General features: G+C 68.0%; 14 protein-coding genes, 1 tRNA gene and 4 pseudogenes. 11 read left to right on the top strand and 8 right to left on the bottom strand.

What is annotated here, in order from left to right; translation table 11 throughout:
* The first annotated feature begins 17 nt into the window (after positions 1 to 17).
* The 5 genes and pseudogenes from OHO27_RS20225 to OHO27_RS20205 all read left to right on the top strand — a co-directional run bounded on the left by OHO27_RS20225 (position 18) and on the right by OHO27_RS20205 (position 3692).
* Positions 18 to 743: a class E sortase gene (locus OHO27_RS20225; protein WP_328430496.1), complete on the top strand. Its 726-nt coding sequence runs from the start codon at positions 18 to 20 to the stop codon at positions 741 to 743.
* A gap of 17 nt (positions 744 to 760) precedes the next feature.
* Positions 761 to 958 (top strand): hypothetical protein, encoded by a 198-nt coding sequence (locus tag OHO27_RS20220; protein WP_328425895.1) that lies wholly within the window; start codon positions 761 to 763, stop codon positions 956 to 958.
* Positions 955 to 1593 (top strand): aminodeoxychorismate/anthranilate synthase component II, encoded by a 639-nt coding sequence (locus OHO27_RS20215; RefSeq protein ID WP_328425893.1) that lies wholly within the window; start codon positions 955 to 957, stop codon positions 1591 to 1593. Before OHO27_RS20220 ends, OHO27_RS20215 begins: the two co-directional genes overlap by 4 nt.
* Positions 1590 to 2915 carry a class E sortase gene (locus OHO27_RS20210; protein ID WP_328425891.1) on the top strand — a complete coding sequence of 442 codons (1326 nt, stop codon included), beginning with the start codon at positions 1590 to 1592 and terminating at the stop codon, positions 2913 to 2915. Before OHO27_RS20215 ends, OHO27_RS20210 begins: the two co-directional genes overlap by 4 nt.
* Positions 2916 to 2928: 13 nt before the next feature.
* Positions 2929 to 3692 (top strand): annotated as a pseudogene (locus OHO27_RS20205) (class E sortase).
* 96 nt (positions 3693 to 3788) lie between these two features.
* Here the strand turns inward: OHO27_RS20205 and OHO27_RS20200 are convergent.
* The 7 genes and pseudogenes from OHO27_RS20200 to OHO27_RS20170 form a co-directional block, all read right to left on the bottom strand.
* Positions 3789 to 4499 (bottom strand): restriction endonuclease, encoded by a 711-nt coding sequence (locus OHO27_RS20200; RefSeq protein WP_328425887.1) that lies wholly within the window; start codon positions 4497 to 4499, stop codon positions 3789 to 3791.
* Positions 4500 to 5389: 890 nt separating this feature from the next.
* Entirely contained in the window at positions 5390 to 7381 is a 1992-nt protein-coding gene (gene pknB / locus OHO27_RS20195; protein WP_328425885.1) for a Stk1 family PASTA domain-containing Ser/Thr kinase, read from the bottom strand.
* Positions 7382 to 7550: 169 nt separating this feature from the next.
* Complete coding sequence (locus OHO27_RS20190; protein WP_328425880.1) at positions 7551 to 9029, bottom strand: peptidoglycan D,D-transpeptidase FtsI family protein; 1479 nt, start codon at positions 9027 to 9029, stop codon at positions 7551 to 7553.
* Entirely contained in the window at positions 9026 to 10465 is a 1440-nt protein-coding gene (locus OHO27_RS20185; RefSeq protein WP_328425878.1) for an FtsW/RodA/SpoVE family cell cycle protein, read from the bottom strand. Before OHO27_RS20185 ends, OHO27_RS20190 begins: the two co-directional genes overlap by 4 nt.
* A gap of 27 nt (positions 10466 to 10492) precedes the next feature.
* Positions 10493 to 12079 (bottom strand): Stp1/IreP family PP2C-type Ser/Thr phosphatase, encoded by a 1587-nt coding sequence (locus OHO27_RS20180; protein ID WP_328430495.1) that lies wholly within the window; start codon positions 12077 to 12079, stop codon positions 10493 to 10495.
* A gap of 90 nt (positions 12080 to 12169) precedes the next feature.
* Positions 12170 to 12684: pseudogene (locus tag OHO27_RS20175) on the bottom strand (FHA domain-containing protein FhaB/FipA).
* Positions 12685 to 12694: 10 nt separating this feature from the next.
* Positions 12695 to 13574 (bottom strand): annotated as a pseudogene (locus OHO27_RS20170) (FhaA domain-containing protein).
* A 538-nt stretch (positions 13575 to 14112) separates the two neighbouring features.
* Here OHO27_RS20170 and OHO27_RS20165 point away from each other — a divergent pair.
* Positions 14113 to 14196: transfer RNA gene (locus OHO27_RS20165), tRNA-Leu, on the top strand.
* 62 nt (positions 14197 to 14258) lie between these two features.
* On the opposite strand, the gene OHO27_RS20160 is transcribed toward OHO27_RS20165, so the two are convergent.
* Positions 14259 to 15035 (bottom strand): hypothetical protein, encoded by a 777-nt coding sequence (locus tag OHO27_RS20160; protein WP_328425876.1) that lies wholly within the window; start codon positions 15033 to 15035, stop codon positions 14259 to 14261.
* A 566-nt stretch (positions 15036 to 15601) separates the two neighbouring features.
* Between OHO27_RS20160 and OHO27_RS20155 the strand changes: the two genes are divergently transcribed.
* The 5 genes and pseudogenes from OHO27_RS20155 (at position 15602) to OHO27_RS20135 (ending at position 22416) form a co-directional block, all read left to right on the top strand.
* On the top strand, positions 15602 to 17137 hold the full coding sequence (locus tag OHO27_RS20155) for an alanine/glycine:cation symporter family protein (protein WP_328425874.1): 1536 nt from the start codon (positions 15602 to 15604) through the stop codon (positions 17135 to 17137).
* A 258-nt stretch (positions 17138 to 17395) separates the two neighbouring features.
* Positions 17396 to 18694, top strand: coding sequence for a Na+/H+ antiporter NhaA (nhaA, locus tag OHO27_RS20150; RefSeq protein WP_328425872.1), 1299 nt, complete (start codon positions 17396 to 17398; stop codon positions 18692 to 18694).
* 18 nt (positions 18695 to 18712) lie between these two features.
* The gene (locus tag OHO27_RS20145) at positions 18713 to 18973 is read left to right on the top strand and encodes a hypothetical protein (RefSeq protein WP_328425870.1); all 261 of its coding nucleotides are present in this window, start codon (positions 18713 to 18715) and stop codon (positions 18971 to 18973) included.
* Positions 18974 to 19146: 173 nt separating this feature from the next.
* The gene (locus OHO27_RS20140; protein WP_328425868.1) at positions 19147 to 20376 is read left to right on the top strand and encodes a cation:proton antiporter; all 1230 of its coding nucleotides are present in this window, start codon (positions 19147 to 19149) and stop codon (positions 20374 to 20376) included.
* Positions 20377 to 20497: 121 nt separating this feature from the next.
* Positions 20498 to 22416, top strand: a pseudogene (locus OHO27_RS20135) (NAD-binding protein).
* Positions 22417 to 22649: the final 233 nt, after the last annotated feature.

Raw genomic sequence — 22649 nt, 5'->3', positions numbered from 1 at the left:
CCTCTCTGGAGCTGCCGGTGCGCGTCGTCGTCAGGACCGTCAGCGAACTGTGTATCACCGTCGGTACCGTGATCGTCCTTTTCGTCGTCTATGTACTGTTCTGGACCGGCGTGAAGGCCGACAACGTCATGGACGATCAGATCGATCAATTACAGGACCAGTGGGCGCAGGGGGCGGTACGCCCGACGGCCGGGGCCCCCGGCGGTTCGTCGAGTCCGGGCGCCGCCACGACTCCGGGTGCGACCGCGAGTCCGCCGAAGCCCGCCCCGTACACCGCGGACAAGCCCTTCGCGATCATGTACATCCCGCGGCTTGGTTTCACGTGGAACAAGCCGGTGCTCGAAGGCACCGCCACCAAGACCCTCAAGAAGGGCCTCGGCCACTACGCGAACACCGGCCAGCTCGGTCAGAAGGGCAACTTCTCGGTCGCCGGCCATCGGCGCACGTACGGCGACCCCTTCAAGGACTTCCCGAGGCTGCGGCCCGGCGATGCGGTGGTGCTGACGGACGGGACGACCTGGTTCACGTATCGGATCGACAAAGGCCCCTACAAAACAGTGCCCACCGACATTGAGGTGATTGACCCTGTGCCCCGTAAGTCGGGGTACACGCGTGAAGGCCGCTATCTGACCTTGACCACCTGTGATCCCGAGTGGGGGCACAGCCACCGGCTGATCGTGTGGGCCCATCTCGACTCCACCCAGCCTGTGGAGGCCGGGAAACCGGAGGCGTTGCGCCGTTAGTCTGGTGGCTGTACGGCGTGAGTCTGGTGCCGTGGTGCGACGGAAGGGACGGCATGTACGGCTGGATCTGGCGGCATCTGCCGGGGAACGCGTGGGTGAGGGCGATGCTCTCGCTCGCTCTGGTCGTGGCCGTGGTCTACGTCCTGTTCAACTACGTCTTCCCGTGGGCCGAACCGCTCCTGCCCTTCAACGATGTGACGGTGGACAACCAGTGAGCGCGCGCATTCTCGTCGTGGACAACTACGACAGCTTCGTCTTCAACCTGGTCCAGTACCTCTACCAGCTGGGCGCCGAGTGCGAGGTCCTGCGCAACGACGAGGTGTCGACGGCACACGCGCAGGACGGCTTCGACGGTGTCCTGCTGTCGCCCGGCCCGGGCACGCCCGAGGAGGCCGGCGTTTGCATCGAGATGGTGCGCCACTGCGCCTCGACCGGGGTGCCCGTCTTCGGTGTCTGCCTCGGCATGCAGTCGATACAGGTGGCGTACGGCGGTGTCGTCGACCGTGCGCCCGAGCTGCTGCACGGCAAGACCTCGTTGGTCGAGCACGAGGGCAAGGGCGTCTTCGCGGGACTGCCGACGCCGTTCACCGCGACCCGTTACCACTCGCTTGCCGCGGAGCCGCAGACGGTGCCGGCCGATCTCGAGGTCACGGCGCGGACGCACGACGGCATCATCATGGGCCTGCGCCACCGTGAACTTCGTGTCGAGGGCGTGCAGTTCCACCCGGAGTCCGTGCTGACCGAGCACGGGCACCGGATGCTGGCCAACTGGCTGGTGGAGTGCGGCGACCAGGGTGCGGTGGCGAGGTCGACGGGGCTTGCCCCGGTGGTGGGCAGGGCCACGGCGTGACCGCGCTGCGCCCCGAGCGCGAGTCCGGCGCCACGTACGGGGAGTCCTTCACGGACTCCTACGGCGGCGCCGGCGACCAGGGCACCTCGTACGGGCAGCAGCCGTACGGGGGGTCGGGTGCGCTCGGGGAGCGGTACGGCGGGGAGGACCACGTCACTCTGGGGCAGGGGCAGGGGCAGGGGCAGGGGCCTCGCGCCGAGGGCTACGGCGCCGACGGCTATGGCGGCGGATACACGTACGGCACCGACGGGTACGGAACGCAGAACCGCGGTCCCGAGGGCTACGGCGCTGAGGGGGCTGCCGCGGCCCGACAGCAGTACGAGGAACCGTACTCGGACCCATACGAGGAACCGTACGAGGAACCGTATGCGGAGCCGTACATACCTCCCGCGGACGACGAGACGGTGGCTCTGCGGGTACCGGACCCGCCGCCCCTCGGTGGCCGCGTATCGGCTTCTGCCGCCTCTTCCGGAGCTTCCGCCACAGGAACCCCAACGGGCGGCCGTGCGGCCCGCAGAAAGGCCGCCAAGCGGCGTCACGGGCGCCATGGTGGTTCACACGCGGCGTCGGAGCCCGCCGAGACGGGTTCGGAATCCTCGCAGGCCCCCCTCTCGCGCTTGGAGGCCCGCAGACAGGCAAGGGCACGTAAGCCCAGCGCGGGTGTTCTCGCCAGCCGGGCGATCGGCGAGGTGTTCATCACCACCGGCGTGCTGATGCTGCTGTTCGTGAGCTACCAGTTGTGGTGGACGAACGTTCGCGCGCACGCTCAGGCGGACAAGGAAGCCAGCAGCCTCCAGGACGACTGGGCGAGCGGCAAGCGCAATCCGGGGACCTTCCAGCCGGGGCAGGGCTTCGCCATCCTGCACATCCCGAAGCTGGACGTCGTCGTCCCGATCGCCGAGGGCATCAGCAACAAGAAGGTGCTCGACCGGGGCATGGTCGGCCACTACGCCGAGGGCAAGCTGAAGACGGCGATGCCGGATGCCAAGACCGGCAACTTCGCGCTGGCCGGGCATCGAAACACCCATGGTGAACCCTTCCGGTACGTCAACCGGCTCGCGCAGGGCGACGCGATCGTCGTGGAGACGCAGGACAAGTACTACGTCTACAAGATGGCGTCGATCCTCCCGGTGACGTCGCCGAGCAACGTGAGCGTGCTGGATCCGGTTCCGCCGGGGTCGGGCTTCACCGGGCCGGGCCGCTACATCACACTCACCACGTGTACGCCGGAGTTCACCAGCAAGTACCGGATGATCGTCTGGGGCAAGATGGTCGAGGAACGGCCGCGCAGCAAGGGCAAGCCGGATGCGCTCGTCAGTTAAGGGCAGATGAAACGTGGCAGCGACCACCGACGGCACCGAAGAGCAGACGGCCGCCCCCGCAGCACCGCGCCCCCGGCACGCCGCCGTGGCAGGGGCCGGATCGCGACGGCGGTCAGCGTATTCGGCGAACTCCTCATCACGGCGGGCCTGGTGCTGGGCCTGTTCGTCGCCTACTCCCTGTGGTGGACGAACGTCGTCGCCGACCGCGCGGCGGACAAACAGGCAGACAAGGTGCGTGACATCTGGGCCCACGAGGACGAGGACGCCGGCCGTCCCGCCGAGTTCGACTCCAAGAACGGCATCGGCTTCCTGCACGTGCCCACGATGAGCGGGGACGACATCCTGGTCGAGAAGGGCACGACGTCGAAGATCCTCAACGACGGCGTCGCCGGCTACTACACCGACCCGGTCAAGGCGACCCTGCCGACCTCGGGCAAGAAGGGCAACTTCTCAGTCGCCGCCCATCGCGACGGCCACGGCGCGGAGTTCCACAACATCCACAAGATCAAGAAGGGCGACCCGATCGTCTTCGAGACGAAGGGCGACTGGTACGTCTACAAGGTCTACGCCGTCCTTCCCGAGACTTCGAAGTACAACGTGAAGGTCTTGTCGGCCGTCCCGAAGGAGTCGGGGAAGACGAAGGCGGGGCACTACATCACGCTGACGACCTGCACGCCGGTGTACACGAGCCGGTATCGGTATGTGGTGTGGGGGGAGTTGGAGCGGGTGGAGAAGGTGGACGAGGAGCGGACGTTGCCGGAGGAGCTGCGTGACTGACTGAGGTCCCCCAAGGACCTCAGTCCCCTAGCATGGCGGAGGCCCGAAGCCGCAACTTCCTCTTGCGGCTTCGGGCCTCTGTGCGTCATGCCATGCCTACTCCAGGATCTTCAGCGGTTCACCGGCGCTCCACTCCTCCAGCCCCCCACGGTGTACGGCAGTGATCCCGGCTTCGGTGGCGATGCTCAGGGCCTCCGGGGTGAAGGGGCACGTGGCCACGAAGAGCGCCACTTCCGCGCTGTGCAGAACCTTCGCCGATCCGACAAACCTCTGGACGTCAGGGCTCGTGATGTTGAGGTAGGGCGCGAACCTCTTGCACTGGGCGACGAGGCGTCGTCCGTCGGCGGTGAGCGCGATGATGTCGACGCCCCGGTCACCGTGACCGCCCTGTACGACGACGTTGGTGCAGCCGTCGCGGCGCAGGAGTTTGGCGATGTGGTGCTCGAAGGTGCGGCCGTGCATGGCGTCCATGGCGGCCTTGACCCCGATGGCGGGCCTGTCATCTCGTAGGCCTTCGAGCCTCTGCAGCCGGGTGTGGTGCTGGTGGAGCCGTCGTTCGATGCGCTGGACGCCTGCGCGCAGCGCGATCATCTCCCTGCGGTGCTCGCCTGACGTTTCGATCAGGGCGTTGAACATGGGGACGACGGTCTTGCCGAGGATGTGGGTGATGCGTTGGTCGATGCGGTCGTCGAGGGAGACGACGTCATTGGAGGCCGGGTTTTCCACAGGCTGTGTGCGTGCCAGGTACTCCATGTCGAGGAGGTAGACACGCACCTGACGTGCGATTTCGCTGTCGCGGAGGAGCATGGCGATGTTGAGGATGGCGCGACGGGGGTACAGCGCGGGGGATCGTGCGCGTGACTGAATGCCACTGGCCTCCTTGAAGGAGGTCAGTCCTGAACCCGTAAGTGTTCTATATAGTCGGCAGTGACCTGGTGACACGACGGAGCCCCGGCACTCGGCGAACAAGAGCCGGGGCATCGCGACGGACACGTTCTATCGTGGCTAGGTTTACTGTCCTTGGGAAGGAATCAAGCGATTGCCTTCGGGAGTCAGGCTCCGGTTGAGACGATCCCCTGCCAGCTCGTAGAAACCTCAGGCTGCCGTGCCCTACCGGCTGTCTTCCCCGCGAAGCCGGTCTATTTTACTTCTACTTTGGGGCGTAGTCCACGCACCAGAACAGTTGGCCGTCCTTGTTAGTGGTCCCTCCACCATTATCTGATTCAAGCTCTTGGGCTGCTGAAGAGTCGTATCCCAGTTGTCAATAATGTTTCGCCCTTGTGCCCCGGTGCGCCATTGATACTTGGTGATCGAGTTGTCCTTGTTGAGAGAAATGAGGCGAATCTTCGGGGCGCGTGTGTCGTCGATGAAGTCAGTGGTTCTGAGATGGACGCTGTACTTGGCGGTGGGCGCTCCACTCCCTGAAAGCGCTGCGTTGACCTTGAAGGTTTTTCTTTCGTCCTGACAGGACAACTGGATGAGTGCCCGGTCCGCCGGTCCGCCCCTTGAGCGGGGGTGGAGACCGAAAGTGCGGTTGCTACGGCCGCGAAGCTCAGATCGCAGATCTGTGACACTCACCACCGGCCGGTGCTTGTGCGACCCCAAATGGAAAGGTCTCGGCACCCGTATGGCTAGGTGCCGAGACCTTGTTGCAGCGAAGTTATTCGATTGTGTGGGTTTTCGCAGCAGCCTCGGGACTAGCCGAAGATGCCGCCGTCGTTTCCGCCGTTGTTGTTTCCGCCGTTGTTGCCGAAGCCAACGGTGGTCAGCGTGATCTGTGTGCTCGCGGGGTCGTCGACCTTGGTGTTCGCCTGGGGGTCCTGCTGGGCCACTAGGGCGGTGTCGCTCTGGTCACTGCCGTTGGCGAACTGGATATTGGTGAAGCCGGCACCTGCGAGGGTCTGCTTGGCCTGGCCCACCGTCTGACCGACGACGCTCGGCACTTGGGTCTTCTGCTGGGCCTGTTTGCCGATCTGGATCGTCACCGTCGAGTTCTTGTTGGCCTCGCTGCCGGCCTCGGGCGAGGTCGCGATGACCTTGCCGACCTGGTTCGGGTCCTGGGTCTCCACATCGGTGCAGGTGCCGACCAGCTCATTGGCCGTCATCTGCGCCTTGGCCTCGTCACAGGTCTTGCCGAGGACGTCCGGGACGGTGGACTTCTCCTCCGCCTTGGCGATGGTGAGGGTGATCGTCGATCCCTTCTCGACCTCCTCGCCGCGCCGCGGGTCCTGGTTGAGGACGGTGTTCGGGTCGTCCGAGGAGGTCTCGCGGGTCTCGGTCTTGACCACGAACTCGTCGTCCTCGAGCTGCTGCTTGGCCTCGTCCAGCGGCAGACCGATCACGCTCGGCACTGTGACCTTCGGCGCACCTGTCGACACCACCAGATCGATGGAGGAGTCCTTGTCGACCGTGGTCTTGGGCTCGGGGTTCTGTTCGCAGATCTTGCCCTGGGGTTGGTCCTCGCACGGCTTCTTCGTGACCTCGCCCACCTTGAGGTCGCTGTTCGTCAGCGCGCTCTCGGCGTCGTTCTGGGACTGGCCGACCAGGTTGGGCACGGCCACCGTGTTGTTCCCGACGCCGTCGCCGCTGAACACCCACCTGCCGATCAGGACCGCCCCCACAAGGACCAGCACAGCCGCGACGACCAGCAGGATCGTCGAGGTGTTGGACTTCTTCTGCTGGCGGCGTCGGTCCGGGCGGTCGTCGTAGCCGTAGCCGCCGTCGTCCGGGTTCATGGGCGGCAGCATCGTCGTGGCGCCGCCGTCGGCGGAGCGCAGGGCCGTGGTCGGCTGGTCGTCCGGGTAGCCGCCGTAGCCCACGGAGCCCATGGCCGCCGTGGCGGCGACGGGCTGGCCGTCGAGGCAGGCCTCGATGTCGGCGCGCATCTCGTCGGCCGACTGGTAGCGGTAGTTCGGGTCCTTGGTCAGCGCCTTCAGGACGATCGCGTCCATCTCGGGCGTGATCTCCGGGTCGAAGACCGAGGGAGCCTGCGGCTCTTCCCGTACGTGCTGGTACGCGACCGCGACCGGGGAGTCGCCCACGAAGGGGGGCCGCACCGTCAGGAGCTCGTACAGCAGGCAGCCGGTGGAGTAGAGGTCCGAGCGGGCGTCCACCTGCTCGCCCTTGGCCTGCTCCGGCGAGAGGTACTGGGCGGTGCCGATCACGGCGGCCGTCTGCGTCATCGTCATGCCGGAGTCGCCCATGGCGCGGGCGATGCCGAAGTCCATCACCTTGACCTGGCCGTTGCGCGTCAGCATGACGTTCGCCGGCTTGATGTCGCGGTGGACGATGCCGCTGCGGTGCGCGTACTCCAGGCCCTGGAGGATGCCGATGGTCATCTCCATGGCGCGCTCCGGCAGCAGCTTGCGGCCGCTGTGAAGCAACTCACGAAGCGTGGAGCCGTCGACGTACTCCATGACGATGTACGGGATCGACACGTTGTCGATGTAGTCCTCGCCCGTGTCGTAGACCGCCACGATCGCGGGATGGTTGAGCGAGGCGGCCGACTGGGCCTCCCGGCGGAACCGGGCCTGGAAAGACGGATCGCGCGCCAGGTCCGCGCGCAGCGTCTTCACCGCCACGGTGCGGCCGAGCCGGGTGTCATGCGCGAGGTATACCTCCGCCATGCCACCACGGCCGAGCACCTGGCCCAGCTCGTACCGGCCGCCGAGGCGACGCGGCTCTTCCATAGCTACCTACCAGCCCTCTCCGTCGGTCCCGCCGTCACCCTTGTGGGTGTGGCGGTGTGCCGTCCGGGCATACCGTACCCGGCTCATCTTGTGTGACCTGGCCAAGCCCGTAACCCGATACAGGACCGGTATCGCAACGTGCACCGATGTGAAGGGGACGTGAGCGGGGTCACTTCTTGCTGTCGATGACCGCCTCCATGACGCTCTTCGCGATGGGGGCCGCGAGGCCGCCGCCGGAGATGTCGTCGCGGACCGCGTTCTCGTCCTCGATCACCACGGCGACGGCCACCGGCGAGCTGCCGTCTTCGCCCTTGGCGTAGGAGATGAACCACGCGTAGGGGTTCTCGCTGTTGTCCACACCGTGCTGGGCGGTACCCGTCTTGCCGCCGACCTTGACGCCTTCGATCTGCGCGTTCTTGCCCGTGCCGTCCTCGACGACCGTCTCCATCATCGACTGCAGGATCTGCGCGTTCTCCGCTGACAGCGGCTTGCTCATCTCCTCGGGGTCGGTCTTCTCGAGGGGGTCGAGGTTGTGAGTCTGGAGTTCGTCGACCATGTACGGCTTCATCAGCGTGCCGTCGTTGGCGACGGCCGAGGCGACCATGGCCATCTGCAGCGGGCTGGCGGCGGTGTTGAACTGGCCGATGGAGGACAGTGCCGTCTGTGAAGGGTTCATGTCGTCGGAGAAGACCGAGGCGCTGGTGCGGATCGGTGTGAACTGCTCCTCGGTGAAGCCGAACTTCTTGGCGGTCTCCAGCATCTTGTCGTTGCCGAGGTCGGAGCCGACCTTGCCGAAGACGGTGTTGCAGGAGTACTGCAGGGCGACGCGCAGCGTCGCGTCCTTGCAGGGGATGTTGCCCTCGTTCTTCAGCACGGTCTCGGTGCCCGGCATCGTCCAGGGCAGCGGCGTCTTGGTCTTGTCGTCCGCCTCCGTGTACAGGCCGTGCTCCAGCGCGGCTGCCGCGGTGACCACCTTGAAGGTGGAGCCCGGCGGGTAGACCTCGCGCAGCGCCCGGTTGAGCATCGGGTCGTCCGGGTTGGTCTTCTTCTGGAGCTTCTGCCACGCCTCGGTGTCGGTGGTCGTGGAGTTGCCGGCGAAGGACGAGGGGTCGTACGACGGGTAGGACGCCAGCGCGAGGATCTTGCCGGTGGAGGGCTCGATGGCCGCGACGGCACCCTTGCCGCCCTGGCTCTTCAGGCCGTTGTACGCGGCCTTCTGGGCGGCGGCGTTGAGGGTGGTGACCACGTTTCCGCCCTCCCTCTCCCTGCCCGTGAGCATGTCGAGGGTGTTGCGGAAGAAGAGCCGGTCGTCGTTACCGGTGAGTATGCCGTCCTGGATGGACTCCAGCTGGTTGGCGCCGAAGGCCTGCGAGGCGTAACCGGTGACGGGCGCCCACATGGGGCCGTTCGTATAGGTGCGCTTGAACTTGAAGTCGCTGCCCGAGGTCTCGTCCGAGCCGGTGATCGCCTTGCCGTCGACGATGATGTCGCCGCGGGGGGTGCCGTAGCGCTCGATGATGACGCGTCGGTTGTTCTTGTCGGTCTTGAGCGCATCGGCCTGGACGTACTGGATCCAGTTGTCGCGGATGAGCAGTGCGAGGACGAGGAGTCCGCAGAAAATCGCGATCCGGCGTAGGGGCTTGTTCACGGACGGACCACCTGGGTCATCTCGGCGTCGGGGCTGGGCGCGGGCGCTGGCGCCGGGCGGCGTGCGGTGTCGCTGATGCGCAGCAGGATGCCGATCAGAGCCCAGTTGGCGATGACGGAGGAACCGCCGTAGGCCACGAACGGCAGCGTCATACCGGTCAGCGGGATGAGGCCCATGACACCGCCGGCCACGACGAAGACCTGCAGGGCGAAGGCGCCGGACAGGCCGATGGCCAGCAGCTTGCCGAACGGGTCGCGGGCCGCGAGGGCCGTGCGTACACCGCGCTCGACGATCAGCCCGTAGAGCAGCAGAATCGCCATGACGCCTGCCAGGCCCAGCTCTTCGCCGAACGTGGCGAGGATGAAGTCGGAGTTGGCGGCGAAGCCGATGAGGTCGGAGTTGCCCTGGCCGAGGCCGGTGCCGAGGGTGCCGCCCGATCCGAAGGCCCACAGGGCCTGCATGGCCTGCTCGGAGTGGACGATGCCGTCCTGGACGCCGGAGCGGCTGAGCTGGAACTCGCGTGCCGGGTCGAGCCATGCCTGCACACGCGTCTGGATGTGCGGCTCGAAGCTCGCCACACCGACGGCGCCGACCGCGGACATCAGCAGGCCGAAGACGATCCAGCTGGTCCGCTCGGTGGCGACGTACAGCATGATGACGAACATCCCGAAGAACAGCAGGGATGTACCGAGGTCGGTCTCGAAGACCAGGATGAGGATCGAGATCACCCAGACCACGAGGATCGGACCGAGGTCGCGACCGCGCGGCAGGTACAGGCCCATGAAGCGACGGCTGGCCAGGGCCAGGGCGTCTCTCTTGACCATGAGGTAGCCGGCGAAGAAGACCGCGAGGACGATCTTCGCGAACTCACCGGGCTGGAGGGTGCCGAGGCCGGGGATCTTGATCCAGATCTTGGCACCGTAGATGTTCGCACCGAGGCCGGGCACGAGCGGCAGGACCAGCAGGAACAGCGCGCCGGCCATGGAGATGTACGTGTAGCGCTGCAGGACGCGGTGGTCCTTGAGAAAGATCAGTACGACCGCCAGCAGGGCGACGCCCATCGCCGAGTACAGCAGCTGGCGCGGCGCGGCGTCGGCGTAGTTGCTGAGTCGCTTGGACTGATCCAGACGCCAGATGACGACCAGGCCGAGCCCGTTCAGCAGCGTCGCCAGCGGCAGCAGCAGCGGGTCCGCGTAGGGCGCGAACTTACGTACGGCGAGATGGCCGACGCCGGCCAGCAGGCCGAGGCCCAAGCCGTAGGCGAGCAGCCCGGCCGGCACCTGATCATTGATCGCCAGCCCCACGTTGGCATAGGCGAACACCGGAATGACAACCGCGAACACCAGCAGCGCAAGCTCGGTGTTGCGCCTGCTCGGCGCGCCGATCGCGCCGATCGTGGACGTGTGGTGCGTCGGCGAGTTCGTAGTACTGCTCATGGTGTGACGGGGCCTCTCACGGCTTGCCTACTGCGTGCCGCAGTTCGTGACGACCTTCTGCTCTTCCTCCGAGAGAGTGGGGCCGGGCTTTGGCGTCGCAGGCGGGGTCGGGGAGGTGGAGGAGGACGGGGGCGGGGACTGGGTGGACGCCGAGGGATTCGGTGTCGGTGTCGCCTTGGACGTAAGGGAGGTACGGGTGGTTCCCGTGGTGCCTCCGGCCTCGCCCTCGCCCGTCTTGGCGTTCTGCTCGCTCTGGGCGGCCTGCTGATCGGAGCGCTTCTTGCAGGCGGAGGCCTGAAGCGCCAGCTCGTCGATCTTCGCCTGGGCGTCCTTGAGGCCGCCCTCGGTGATGGTCCCCTCGACGAGCTTCTGCTGGTACGGCGGCAGGTACTTGAGTTCGATCTCGGGGTGGTCCTTCTCCACCTTCGAGAGCGAGACCCAGGCCAGGTCCTGGCTGATCCCGCGGTACAGGGCGACGTGTTCCTCGTTGGTGCCGACGTAGTACTGGGTCTGCGTCCAGCGCCAACCGCCGTACAGGCCGCCGCCGATGACGGCGAGGGCGAGGGCCGAGTAGAAGGATCTCTTCAGCCACTTGCGGCCCTTGCGGGGCTTGACGAAGTCGTCGTCGGTGTAGTCGCCGAAGCCGCCCGCGGGTACATAGCCGGTGGTGTCGCCGGAGCCGGGCGGGCCGAACTCGCCGCCTCCGCCGCCCTGTCCGGGCACCTGACGGCCGAGCCCGGAGGCGCGGCCGGCGGGGGTCTGCATGATGCCGTTGTCGTGCAGGTGGTGCTGCTGGTTCTCGGCGACCGCGCCGACGACGACCGGGGTGTCGGACAGCTGCCCGGCCAGGGTGTCGCCGGTGTCCAGGTCGAGGACGTCGGCGATGATCACGGTGATGTTGTCGGGGCCGCCGCCGCGCAGCGCGAGCTGGATGAGCTCCTGGACGGTCTCCTGCGGGCCCTGGTAGCTGGCGAGGGTGTCTTCCAGGGTCTGGTGGGACACGACGCCGGAGAGGCCGTCGGAGCAGATCAGGTACCGGTCGCCGGCGCGGACCTCGCGGATGGAGAGGTCGGGGTCGACATGGTCGCCGCTGCCCAACGCCCGCATCAGCAGGGAGCGTTGGGGGTGCGTGGTGGCTTCCTCTTCGGTGATTCGGCCCTCGTCGACGAGGCGCTGCACCCAGGTGTGGTCCTGCGTGATCTGGGTCAGGACGCCGTCGCGGAGCAGGTACGCGCGGGAGTCGCCGACGTGGACGAGGCCGAGGCGTTGCCCGGTCCACAGCAGGGCGGTGAGCGTGGTGCCCATGCCCTCCAGCTGCGGGTCCTCGTCGACCATCGCGCGCAGCTGGTCGTTGGCGCGCTGTACGGCCGTACCGAGCGAGGTGAGGATGTCGGAGCCGGGGACGTCGTCGTCGAGGGCGACGATGGTGGAGATCGCCTCGGAGGAGGCGACCTCGCCCGCGGCGGCGCCGCCCATGCCGTCGGCGATGGCGAGCAGGCGCGGACCGGCGTATCCGGAGTCCTCGTTGCCCTCCCGGATCATGCCTTTGTGCGATCCGGCGGCGAAGCGCAGTGACAGACTCATGCGCACCTCGCCCGTCGGCTCCGGATACATCCGCACGGTGCCCACCCTCCGGTCGGGAGCGCGCCGGGGCCCGTGGTGGGGGCCGCCACTGCGTGCTCGCTCCGCTCGCTCATTGTCGTACTACTTCCGCAGCTCGATGACGGTCTTGCCGATGCGGATCGGCGCGCCCAGCGGAATCGGTGTCGGGGTCGTGAGCCGCGTTCGGTCGAGGTACGTGCCGTTGGTGGAGCCCAGGTCCTCGACGATCCACTGGCCGTCGCGGTCCGGGTAGATCCTGGCATGCCGGCTGGAGGCGTAGTCGTCGTCCAGCACGATAGTGCTGTCGTGCGCCCGGCCCAGGGTGATGGTCTGGCCCTGCAGCGCGACGGTGGTGCCGGTGAGGGTGCCCTCGGACACGACCAGCTTGGAGGGGCGTTACGGCGCTGGCGGCCGCCGCCCTGCTGGCCGCGCTGCTGCGGCGGGGTCGCCGCCTGCCGTGCGGCCTGTTGCGGCCGTGCGGCCTCGCGACGCGATCCGCGCTGTGTGACGCGCGTTCCGAACAGGTCGCTGCGGATGACCTGCACGGCCACGATCACGAACAGCCACAGGACGGCCAGGAAACCCAGCCGCATGACCGTGAGGGTCAGCTCTGACATTGCCCCCGCTTCACCCTTCGGCTTGCCGGTAAATGATGGTGGTGCTGCCCACGACGATCCGCGAGCCGTCGCGGAGCGTAGCGCGGGTGGTGTGCTGCCCGTCCACCACGATGCCGTTGGTGGACCCGAGATCCGCGATCGTCGAGGGCGTTCCGGTCCGGATCTCACAGTGCCGGCGGGAGACGCCGGGGTCGTCGATCCGCACGTCGGCGTCGGTGCTGCGGCCCAGCACCAGCGTCGCGCGGGAGATCTGATGGCGGGTGCCGTTGATCTCGATCCAGTAGCGGGTGCGACCTCCGGCCGCGGGCGCGGCGGGGGGCGCTGGCCGCCCGCGGGCTGCGGGTGGCCGTAGCCGCCGGGGCGGCCGCCGGGCGGCGGCGCGGCCGGCATGGGCGGGGCGCTTGCGGGTGCGGCGGCCGGCGGGTAGCCGTAGCCACCCTGGGCGCCGCCACCGCCACCGGGCCGCCCGGCCGGGGCGGCGGGTGCGGGGCCGGCTGGCCGCCCTGCTGGTCGGTGGAACCGGCGAGCGTACGGCTGCGTACGCGGTACAGGCCGGTGTCGAGGTCGTCGGCCTTCTCCAGGTGGACCTTGATCGGGCCCATGAAGGTGTAGCGCTGCTGCTTGGCGTAGTCGCGGACCATGCCGGCGAGCTCGTCGCCGAGCTGGCCGGAGTAGGGGCTCAGACGCTCGTAGTCCGGGGCGCTGAGCTCCACGATGAAGTCATTGGGGACGACCGTGCGGTCGCGGTTCCAGATGGTCGCGTTGTTGTCGCACTCGCGCTGGAGCGCTCCCGCGATCTCCACGGGCTGGACCTCGGACTTGAACACCTTGGCGAAGGTGCCGTTGACCAGACCTTCGAGACGCTGCTCGAACTTCTTCAGGACTCCCATGGGGCACCTCCTCCTAGCCTGCTTCGTCCTTTTTCCCGCCGGGCGGGCACTGCCTTACCTGGTACTGCTTACTGATCGTATCCACGCGCCGGTGAATCGGCTGGTTCCCCCTGTCGGCCCGGTCGACGGGTGTCGACGCCCTCGAAGTTCCCTGTGGAGCTCTCCTTCGAACTCCTCACGGACACAGTCTTGCCATGGATCGTAGAGGCGGCCGCAGACCAGTGTCCCGCACCTGACTGTGGACCCCGACCCGCTCCTGGGGAGATGCGTGGTACCGGTACGAGGTTGATACGTGAACAGGTTCTCGTTGATACGGAGCGCGGGGCACCCCTCTCGGCCGGTGCCGGGGCGGGCCGTCTCGACTGTGCTGGTGGGCGACTGTACGGCCGCCGCATGGCATCTGCATGGCCTTCCGTATGCCCGCTGCACGGCGGCTGCCTGGGGATAAGGGATGTGAATCCACCCTGGACGGCGTGCTAATGTTCTGCGTGTCGGAAGGCGCCGGACCGCAAGGGAAGGGCCCGAAAACACACCCAATGCGCGGGTGGCGGAATAGGCAGACGCGCTGGATTCAGGTTCCAGTGCCCGCAAGGGCGTGGGGGTTCAACTCCCCCCTCGCGCACCCTGAGGTACCGACGAAACGGGTCTCTGCAGGTGACGGTAGTCACCGCAGGGGCCCGTTTCTCATTTCCATGATCGTTGTGAGGCATCACACAGCCTGATCAGGGCATACGACAGGTCCCGCGCGTGAGCTATCTCACGGGTGGGGCCTGTCTCGGTGGTGCTGAAGTGCCTGGACGGAGTGATCCATGCCGCTGGTGCCAGGAGGCCGGTCGGGGTCCAGCTCTTTGGTTCTTTTGTCTGCCGACGGTGATGGGTGCGCCGGCGAGGCCGTTCGCCGCCGAGCGACAGAGTGTCCAGCCATTTCTTGATCTTGCGGCGGTTCGCGTGGGCCAGCTGGAAGGCGAGCAGGATCGTTTGTGCCGCGATGCCGCGGATGCGGCGGGAGCCGTAGTCCAGGGCCTGCCACTGCTTGGCGCCGGCTTCGGGGCCGACGGTGATCGTGCGCTGGCGGCAGACCTTGAGCGGGCCGGTGGGGCTGGGCTCTGGGTCGATGAGGGGCAGGTGGATGCCGCGGCCCATGGTGTGGGGCTTGATGGGGCACTGGGCCTTGCTTGCCTCGGCGGGGCTCATCATCCGCTGGTAGCCGTCGGCGTCGGCGTTCTCTTTCGGCATGATGCGGTAGCCGCGACGAGCGGCGATCAGCTTGATCCACGTCTCCCGGTCGATGCGATCGGCGTGCGGGTCGATCGTGGCCTTGATGAGGGGCTCGGGCATGGAGGGGCAGTACCAGCGGCCTTCGACGAGGATCGCGGCGTGTGTGCCGGCCTGCTTGCCGAGCTGGTCCGCGCGGTAGTCGTAGACGGGCTTGTGCCCATGGCCCGGACGGGAAGCTGCCACTCGTCGGGCTCGGAGTTGTTGTAGGCGCGGTCACCGGCAAGGTAGCCGGGTTTGTATCCACGTTCCTGGAGTCGGTTGAGGATCTTCAGGCCGTTGCAGGCGGGGCGGTGGCCGGGCTTGTCGAGGGCGACGTCGAGGACGAGGGCTGGGAGGACTTCGGGGTTGCCGCGCCCTCTCGGCCGAGACCAGGGGCGACCGGTAGCCGGGGCTTGTCGTCACGATCCCGTCGCACAGAGATATGTGCCCGCTGAACGGACTTCTGTCCCCGCATAACGGTCTGATTGCGCCACCTGGCGCTTTTGCGATGACAGGCGGATACGTGACCTGCATCACTAAAGATCTGGTAAAAGCCGTGGTAGAACGTCGCAACTCCGCAAGTGGCATGACCCCCACGCCGCCGCGCGGAGCATCGGCCTACGAGCCGACTACAGGCCAGGGCCGTGACGTTCCGAGTCCGCGGACACGTCATCCCAGGTCGCCGATCGGACAACGGCGTTCGCTCAAAGACCGCACTTCCTTCCGGCGCAGGCTTCTGCGCCGGTCCCCGCGCCACCGAGGTAGCCATAGTGTCACTCGACTCCGTCACCACCTCCGTCGACGAAGCAGTCAGCGGATTCTTCGAGCCCATAGCCAAGTGGCTCGGGGACGTCGTCTTCTACACGGTCCCCGTAGGAGGTGCAGACCTCCCCCTCATCGTCGTCTGGCTCGTGGTCGCGGGTCTCGTCTTCACCGGCTGGTTCGGGTTCGTCCAGCTCCGCAAGTTCAGACTCGCCCTCGACGTGGTGCGCGGGAAGTACGACGAGAAGGGGTCGCCCGGCGAGGTCAACCACTTCCAGGCGCTGACCGCGGCCGTCTCCGGCACGGTCGGCCTCGGCAACATCGCCGGTGTGGCCGTCGCCGTGTCCATCGGCGGCGCGGGTGCCACGTTCTGGATGATCCTGTGCGGCCTGCTCGGCATGGCCACCAAGTTCGTCGAGGTCACCCTCGGTGTGAAGTACCGCGAGGTGCACGCCGACGGCACCGTCTCCGGCGGTCCGATGCACTACCTGCCCAAGGGCCTCAAGGAGCGCTTCGGCAACGGTGGCGCCAAGCTCGGCAAGGTGCTCGCCGTCCTCGCCTCGATCATGATCCTCTTCTTCGGTCTGTTCGGCGGCAACCTGTTCCAGACCAACCAGAGCTACGCGCAGATCTCCTCGACCTTCGGCGGCGAGGACGGCTTCCTGGCCTCCTCCGCCGGTGCCGTCCTCTTCGGCCTGGTCGTCTCCGCGCTGGTCGGCCTCGTGCTGCTCGGCGGCATCCGCTCCATCGCCTCGGTCACCAGCCGGCTGGTGCCCGCGATGGCTGGCATCTACATCGTGGCCTGCCTGGTCGTCATCCTGGGCAACATCACCGCCGTGCCGGACGCCGTCCAGAACATCCTGCAGCGCGCCTTCGACGCCGACGGCGTCGCGGGCGGTGTGATCGGTGCCCTGATCGTCGGCTTCCAGCGCGCCGCGTTCTCCAACGAGGCCGGTCTCGGCTCCGCCCCCATCGCCCACTCCGCGGTCAAGACCAAGCACCCCGCGAGCGAGGGTCTGGTCGCCCTGCTGGAGCCGTTCATCGACACGGTCGTCATCTGCACCATGACCGCGCTGACCATCGCCATCGCCGACCCGGACAGCTGGGCCGAGGCCCGCGCGGGCGAGAGCATCGGCGGCGTCACCATCACCTCCGACGCCTTCGAGACCGTACTGCCCTGGTTCCCGGCCGTGCTCACCATCGCGGTGCTGCTGTTCGCCTTCTCCACGATCCTGACCTGGGGCTACTACGGCCTCAAGGCCTGGTCGTACCTGTTCGGCAAGAGCAAGACCAGCGAGACCGTCTTCAAGGCCGTCTGGAGCCTGTTCGTGGTCCTGGGCTCCCTGATGTCCCTCGACTCGCTGATCAGCCTCGCCGACTCCGCGCTCTTCCTGCTGTCGGTCTTCAACATCATCGGCCTGTACCTCCTCGCCCCGGTCGTCAAGCGCGAACTCAACTCCTTCCTGGAGTTCGTCCGGGCCCGCAAGGCCGGCGAGATCACCGACGGCGACGAAGACCAGGAGTCGGTGAAGACCACCGTCTGACCGCCCCCGCGGCCCGGCTCCTGAGCGGGCCCGTGCACACCCTGCGCCTTGGTGTGAACGGGCCCGCTCGTCATGCCCGGTCGCTGGATTCCCGCAGGTGAAAGGGCACCTAGCGGAACCGAAGGGCGCCGGTTAGGGTGTTAGGAACGCGTCAATATGCAGCCCCCATGGGCTTGTGACCGACGCGCGGTGTGCCGGGAAGTCTGGTCGGCGTCAGGGGCTCGTATGCCCGCAAGACGATCCCCGGAGGACTCTTTCATGGCTGCCGCGCCGCGCGAACGTTCCCCCTTTCTCGGCCTCCTGCCGCTGCCCGAGCGCACGGCCATCGCCCAGGCCCTGAGGACGGAAACCGTCGGCGGGCTGGTCCTGCTGGGGGCGGCTGTTGTGGCGCTGGTGTGGGCGAACACGCCCTGGGCTGACGCCTACGAGCGAATACGCGATTTCCACTTCGGTATATCGGCGCTCGGCCTGGACCTCTCCATCGGGCATTGGACCGCCGACGGCCTGCTCACGCTCTTCTTCCTCGTTGCAGGCATTGAACTCAAGCGCGAGCTGGTCGTCGGTGAGCTGCGCACCCCCGCCACCGCCGCCCTACCGGTCATCGCCGCCATCTCGGGCATGATCGTCCCCGCCGCGTTCTACGCGGTCACCGCCTCGACGGGGGGCGGCAGTCTGGACGGCTGGGCGGTGCCCATGGCCACCGACATCGCCTTCGCGCTGGCCGTACTCGCGGTACTCAGCACTCACCTGCCGGCCTCGCTGCGTGCCTTCCTCCTCACCCTCGCCGTTGTCGACGACCTCGGCGGCATCCTCGTCATCGCGGTCTTCTTCACCAGCAACCTGAACTTCGCAGCTCTCGGCGGAGCGTTCGCGGGCCTCGTCGTCTTCTACCTGCTGCAGCGCTTCCGCGTCCGCGGATGGTGGTGGTACGCCCCGCTCGGCATCGCTATCTGGGCGCTGATGTACAACGGCGGCGTCCACGCCACCGTCGCCGGCGTGGCCATGGGCCTCATCCTGCGCACCACCCGCGACAAGGACGAGGACCGCTCTCCCGGCGAACGCACCTCCCACCTCCTCCACCCCGTCTCGGCCGGCGTCGCGGTCCCGCTCTTCGCACTCTTCGCCGCCGGCGTCAGCGTCTCGGCCGCGTCACTGAGCGACGTGTTCACCAGACCCGAACCGCTCGGCGTGGTTCTCGGACTTGTCCTCGGCAAAACGGTCGGGATCTTCGCCGGGACCTACCTGGCCGCGCGCTTCACGCGCGCCCGGCTCAATCCCGAACTGGCCTGGGCCGATGTCTTCGCCCTCTCAGCACTGGCCGGGATCGGCTTCACCGTCGCCCTGCTGATCGGCGAACTCGCCTTCCCCGACCCAGCGGCCGCCGGACCCGTGAAGGCCGCGGTCCTCATCGGCTCCCTGATCGCAGCCGTGATGGCGGCGATGCTGGTCAAGCGTCGCAACGGCGTGTACCGGCGCCTCTACGAGGAGGAGAACCGCGACGACGACCACGACGGCATCCCCGACATCTACCAAGTCGACGCCACCACCGAACGCTGACCCGGAGAGGGGCGGGGCGTGGAACCTTCACTGGCCACAGCGCTGGTCGTCACTGCGGTCCTGGTCATCAAGACCGCCGTGCTGGAGCTGCGAGACCCCGGCAGCGCACGACGGGAGTGGGCTTTTGTCACGGACAGAGTCGCGTTGGCGGGCGGTTCGCTGACAGCTCTTGCGGTGGGCGCCGCGGGCTGGGCGTATGGCGGCTACGGCGTGGTGGCGTGGGCCCTGCTCGCCGGTCTCCTGGTCGCCCAGGTCATGGGTCGACGCTCGCAACGCTGACGTCCCGCAGGCTGCCCTCGACTTGCCGGAATCCGGCAAGGATCCCTGTCCCAGAGTGCGCGTCAAGGACCTGTCAGGAACGCGTAAAGCACGCGTAAGCTCCCCACTGGTGTGCCGGGAAGTCTGGTCGGCGGTGTGGACAGAAGTCTCTTCGTCGATCGGGGGTCCAGGTCATGGTGCTCGTTGTGGTGTTCGGTGTGGCGCTGCTCATCGCGGTACTGCTGTCCGGTCTCGCGGCCCGGACCGTGCTCTCGACGTCCTTCCTCTTCCTTGTCGGCGGCGCACTGGTCAGCGACGGATTTCTGGGACTGATCCACATCACCCCGGACAGCGAGATCGTGTCCGTGACGGCGGACCTGGCGCTGTTCGCGGTGCTGTTCACCGACGGCATGCACGTCTCCTTCCCCAAGCTGCGGGAGAACTGGCGCAACCCGGCGCGTGCCCTCGGGCTCGGCATGCCGCTCGCTTTCGTCGGCATGGCTCTGATCACGCACTTCGTGGTGGGCCTTGACTGGACGACCTCGTTCCTGGTCGGTGCCGTCCTCGCGCCGACCGACCCCGTGTTCGCGTCGGCGATCGTCGGGCGCAAGGAAGTCCCGTCAAAGCTGCGCCAGTTGCTGAACGTGGAGAGCGGCATCAACGACGGGCTCGCCCTGCCGGTCGTCCTCATCCTGATCGCGGCGGCCGGGCCGACCTCCGGCGACGCCGAGGCGTCGCTCGGAAAGATCGCCCTGGAGCTGGTCCTCGGGCTGGTCTTCGGTGTGGTCCTGCCGTTCGTCGTGAACGAGCTGGTGAGGTTCCGGCTGCTGGGCGCCGAGCCCAAGCTTCAGCCGCTGCTGCCTCTCGCCATCGGCGTGACCCTGTACGCCCTGTGCCACCTCACGCACGCGAACCCCTACCTCGCTGCCTTCTCCGCCGGCGCAGTGCTCACCGCACGCTCGCCGGAGGCGAAGGAGGCGTTCGAGCCCCTGGGGGAGGCGCTGTCGGAGCTGGCCAAGTTCGCGGCCCTGCTGGTGTTCGGCGCGCTGCTGACGCCGCAGCTGTTCGGCGACCTGTCCTTCGGCGGCTACGTCGCGGTGGTCCTTGCCATCGCGCTGATCCGCCCGGCCTCCCTGTTGCTGTCGCTGCTCGGCACGCGGTTCACCCGCCGGGAGAAGCTGGTGGCGGCCTGGTTCGGGCCGAAGGGCTTCGCCTCCGTGGTGTACGGACTGCTGGTGCTCCAGGCGGGGATCCCGCAAGGGGAGGAGGCGTTCACGCTCATCGCCGTGTGCATCGCCTTCTCGATCGTCGCGCACAGCTCGACCGACGTGCCGATCGCCCGGCTCTTCAACGTCGAGGCCATCGCCGGGGTACCAGAGGGCGACGGTGCACCGGCGTCGCGTACGGCCGGTGTGGGTGCCTGACCCGGTCCTGTTCCCGGCAACCCCGCTCCCGCGCCCCCGCTGCGCGTCCGTTCGACCGGAGGTCTGCGACGACATGGCTCTGTTCCCTCAGCCGACGCCCCGCGTTCCTCCGCCGGGACACATGATCGTGTGCGGTGACGATGCGCTCGCCGAACGACTGGCGGCCGAACTCACGACGGTGTACCGGGAGCGGGTCACCCTCGTCGTCCCGACGTCCAACATCCCCGGCGCCACGAACCCGATGCGTGCCTCCGCTCTGCTCGGCCGGATGCAGGCCGCCATGAACCGTACGGCTGACGCACCCGGCGGCGGCGAGGCGGCTCCCGGGTGCTCGAAGCGCCCGTCCTCACGGAGGCGGTACTGGTCGAAGCGGGTGTGCGGGAGGCCGCCGCGCTGGCGCTGGTCCACGACGACGACGCGGCCAACATCCACGCGGCCCTCGCCGCCCGTCGGCTCAACCCCCGGCTGCGCCTGGTGATCAGGCTCTACAACCGCAAGCTCGGCCAGCACCTTGAGGAACTCCTCGACCAGGCCGCCGTCCTCGCCGCTCCCGGCCTGGACCCCGACGCCCTGGACACCTCCACCACCGTCCTGTCGGACGCGGACACGGCGGCGCCGGCGCTGGCGGCCACCGCGGTCGCCGGTACCAGCAAGGTGGTCCAGGCCGACGGGCTGCTGTTACGGGCGGTGGAACGCACCCCGCCCGGTCGTGGCGAGGTGGCCGACCCCGGCCTGTGCACGCTCGCCCTGCTGTCGTCGACCACCACCGACCCTGCGGGAGCGGAGGGTTCGGACGCGAGCGGGCAGGAGGGACCGACGTTGCTGCCCGACATGGATGCGGTCGCCGCCGCGACGGGCCGCGGCACGGTGGTTCTCGAAGCCGTCGCCCACACCGGCGCCGCTTTTGCGCCCGGCCGTCTGGCAGGGCGGGGGCTTCCGCTCGCCTCCCTGTTCTCGCGTCGGCTCCGTTGGTCGCTGGCCGGGCTCGTCGCCAGTGTTCTGGGCCTTGCCGTGGCAAGCTGGCTGACCACGGACGACCACCCCCTGTATGCCGCGTACCTGACCCTGCTGGACCTGTTCGCGATCGGAGACCCGGCGATCGGCGAACCCACAGCCCGCCAGGTACTCCAACTCCTGTCCGGCCTGGCCGGACTGCTGCTGCTCCCCATCCTGCTCGCGGCCGTTCTGGAAGGGCTCGGCACCTTCCGTACGGTCTCGGCGCTGCGGCGCCCGCCGCGCGGTCTGTCCGGCCATGTCGTCCTGCTCGGCCTCGGCAAGATCGGCACCCGTGTCCTGGCTCGGCTGCGGGAACTCGACATCCCGGTGGTGTGCGTCGAGGAGGACCCCGAGGCACGCGGCCTGCCTCTTGCCCGCCGCCTCCGTGTCCCCACCGTCCTGGGCGACGTGACCCAGGAAGGTGTCCTGGAAGCCGCCAAGGTCCACCGCGCGCATGCCCTGCTCGCCCTCACCAGCAGTGACACCACGAACCTCGAAGCCGCCCTGTACGCACGCTCCGTCAAACCGGACCTACGGGTCGCGCTGCGCCTGTACGACGACGACTTCGCCACCGCGGTGTACCGCACGTTGCGCGCGGCCCACCCGCAGGCCCTCACCCGCAGCCGCAGCGTCTCCACGCTCGCCGCGCCCGCCTTCGCCGGCGCCATGATGGGCCGCCAGATCCTGGGGGCTATCCCTGTCGAACGCCGCGTCCTGCTCTTCGCGGCCCTGAACGTCGCCGGGCACCCCCAACTGGAGGGGCGCACCGTCGCCGAGTCGTTCCGGGCCGGTGGCTGGCGCGTCCTCGCCCTGGACACCGCCGCCCCGGACGACCGGCTCCCCGACCTCGCCGCCACCCCGACACACGAGGACTCCGATCGGCCTGCTGGGCTCGTGTGGGACATCCACCCGGGCTATGTCCTGCGGCCCGGTGACCGGGTGGTCCTCGCCGCCACCCGGCAGGGCCTGGCCGAGCTCCTCGGCCGACAGCCACGGGGCGGGGCGCACGGCGCGGGTCCGGAGGGGACCGGACGGAGGGCCTGAGCCGAGGCGGCCCGCTGCATGGGGCCACTTCGGGGTGGTCAATCAAGAGTTCGCGTTGGACCAGTGCCTGCGGATCAGCGCAAGCCTCTCCTCGAAGTCGGCATTGGGACGTCCCGCTGGTGAAAACGAGCGTCGAGGCTCCGGTCCATCACCAGTTCCCGCGCCGAGCAGCGGCGTCAAGACCGATCCATTGGTCGGGCACGCCGTGATGCCCGTCGGGCTCAGCGGTCCCG

The sequence above is a fragment of the Streptomyces sp. NBC_00443 genome (genome assembly GCF_036014175.1).
Classification (GTDB): Bacteria; Actinomycetota; Actinomycetes; order Streptomycetales; family Streptomycetaceae; genus Streptomyces.
This window is presented reverse-complemented; position numbering and strand designations above follow the sequence as displayed.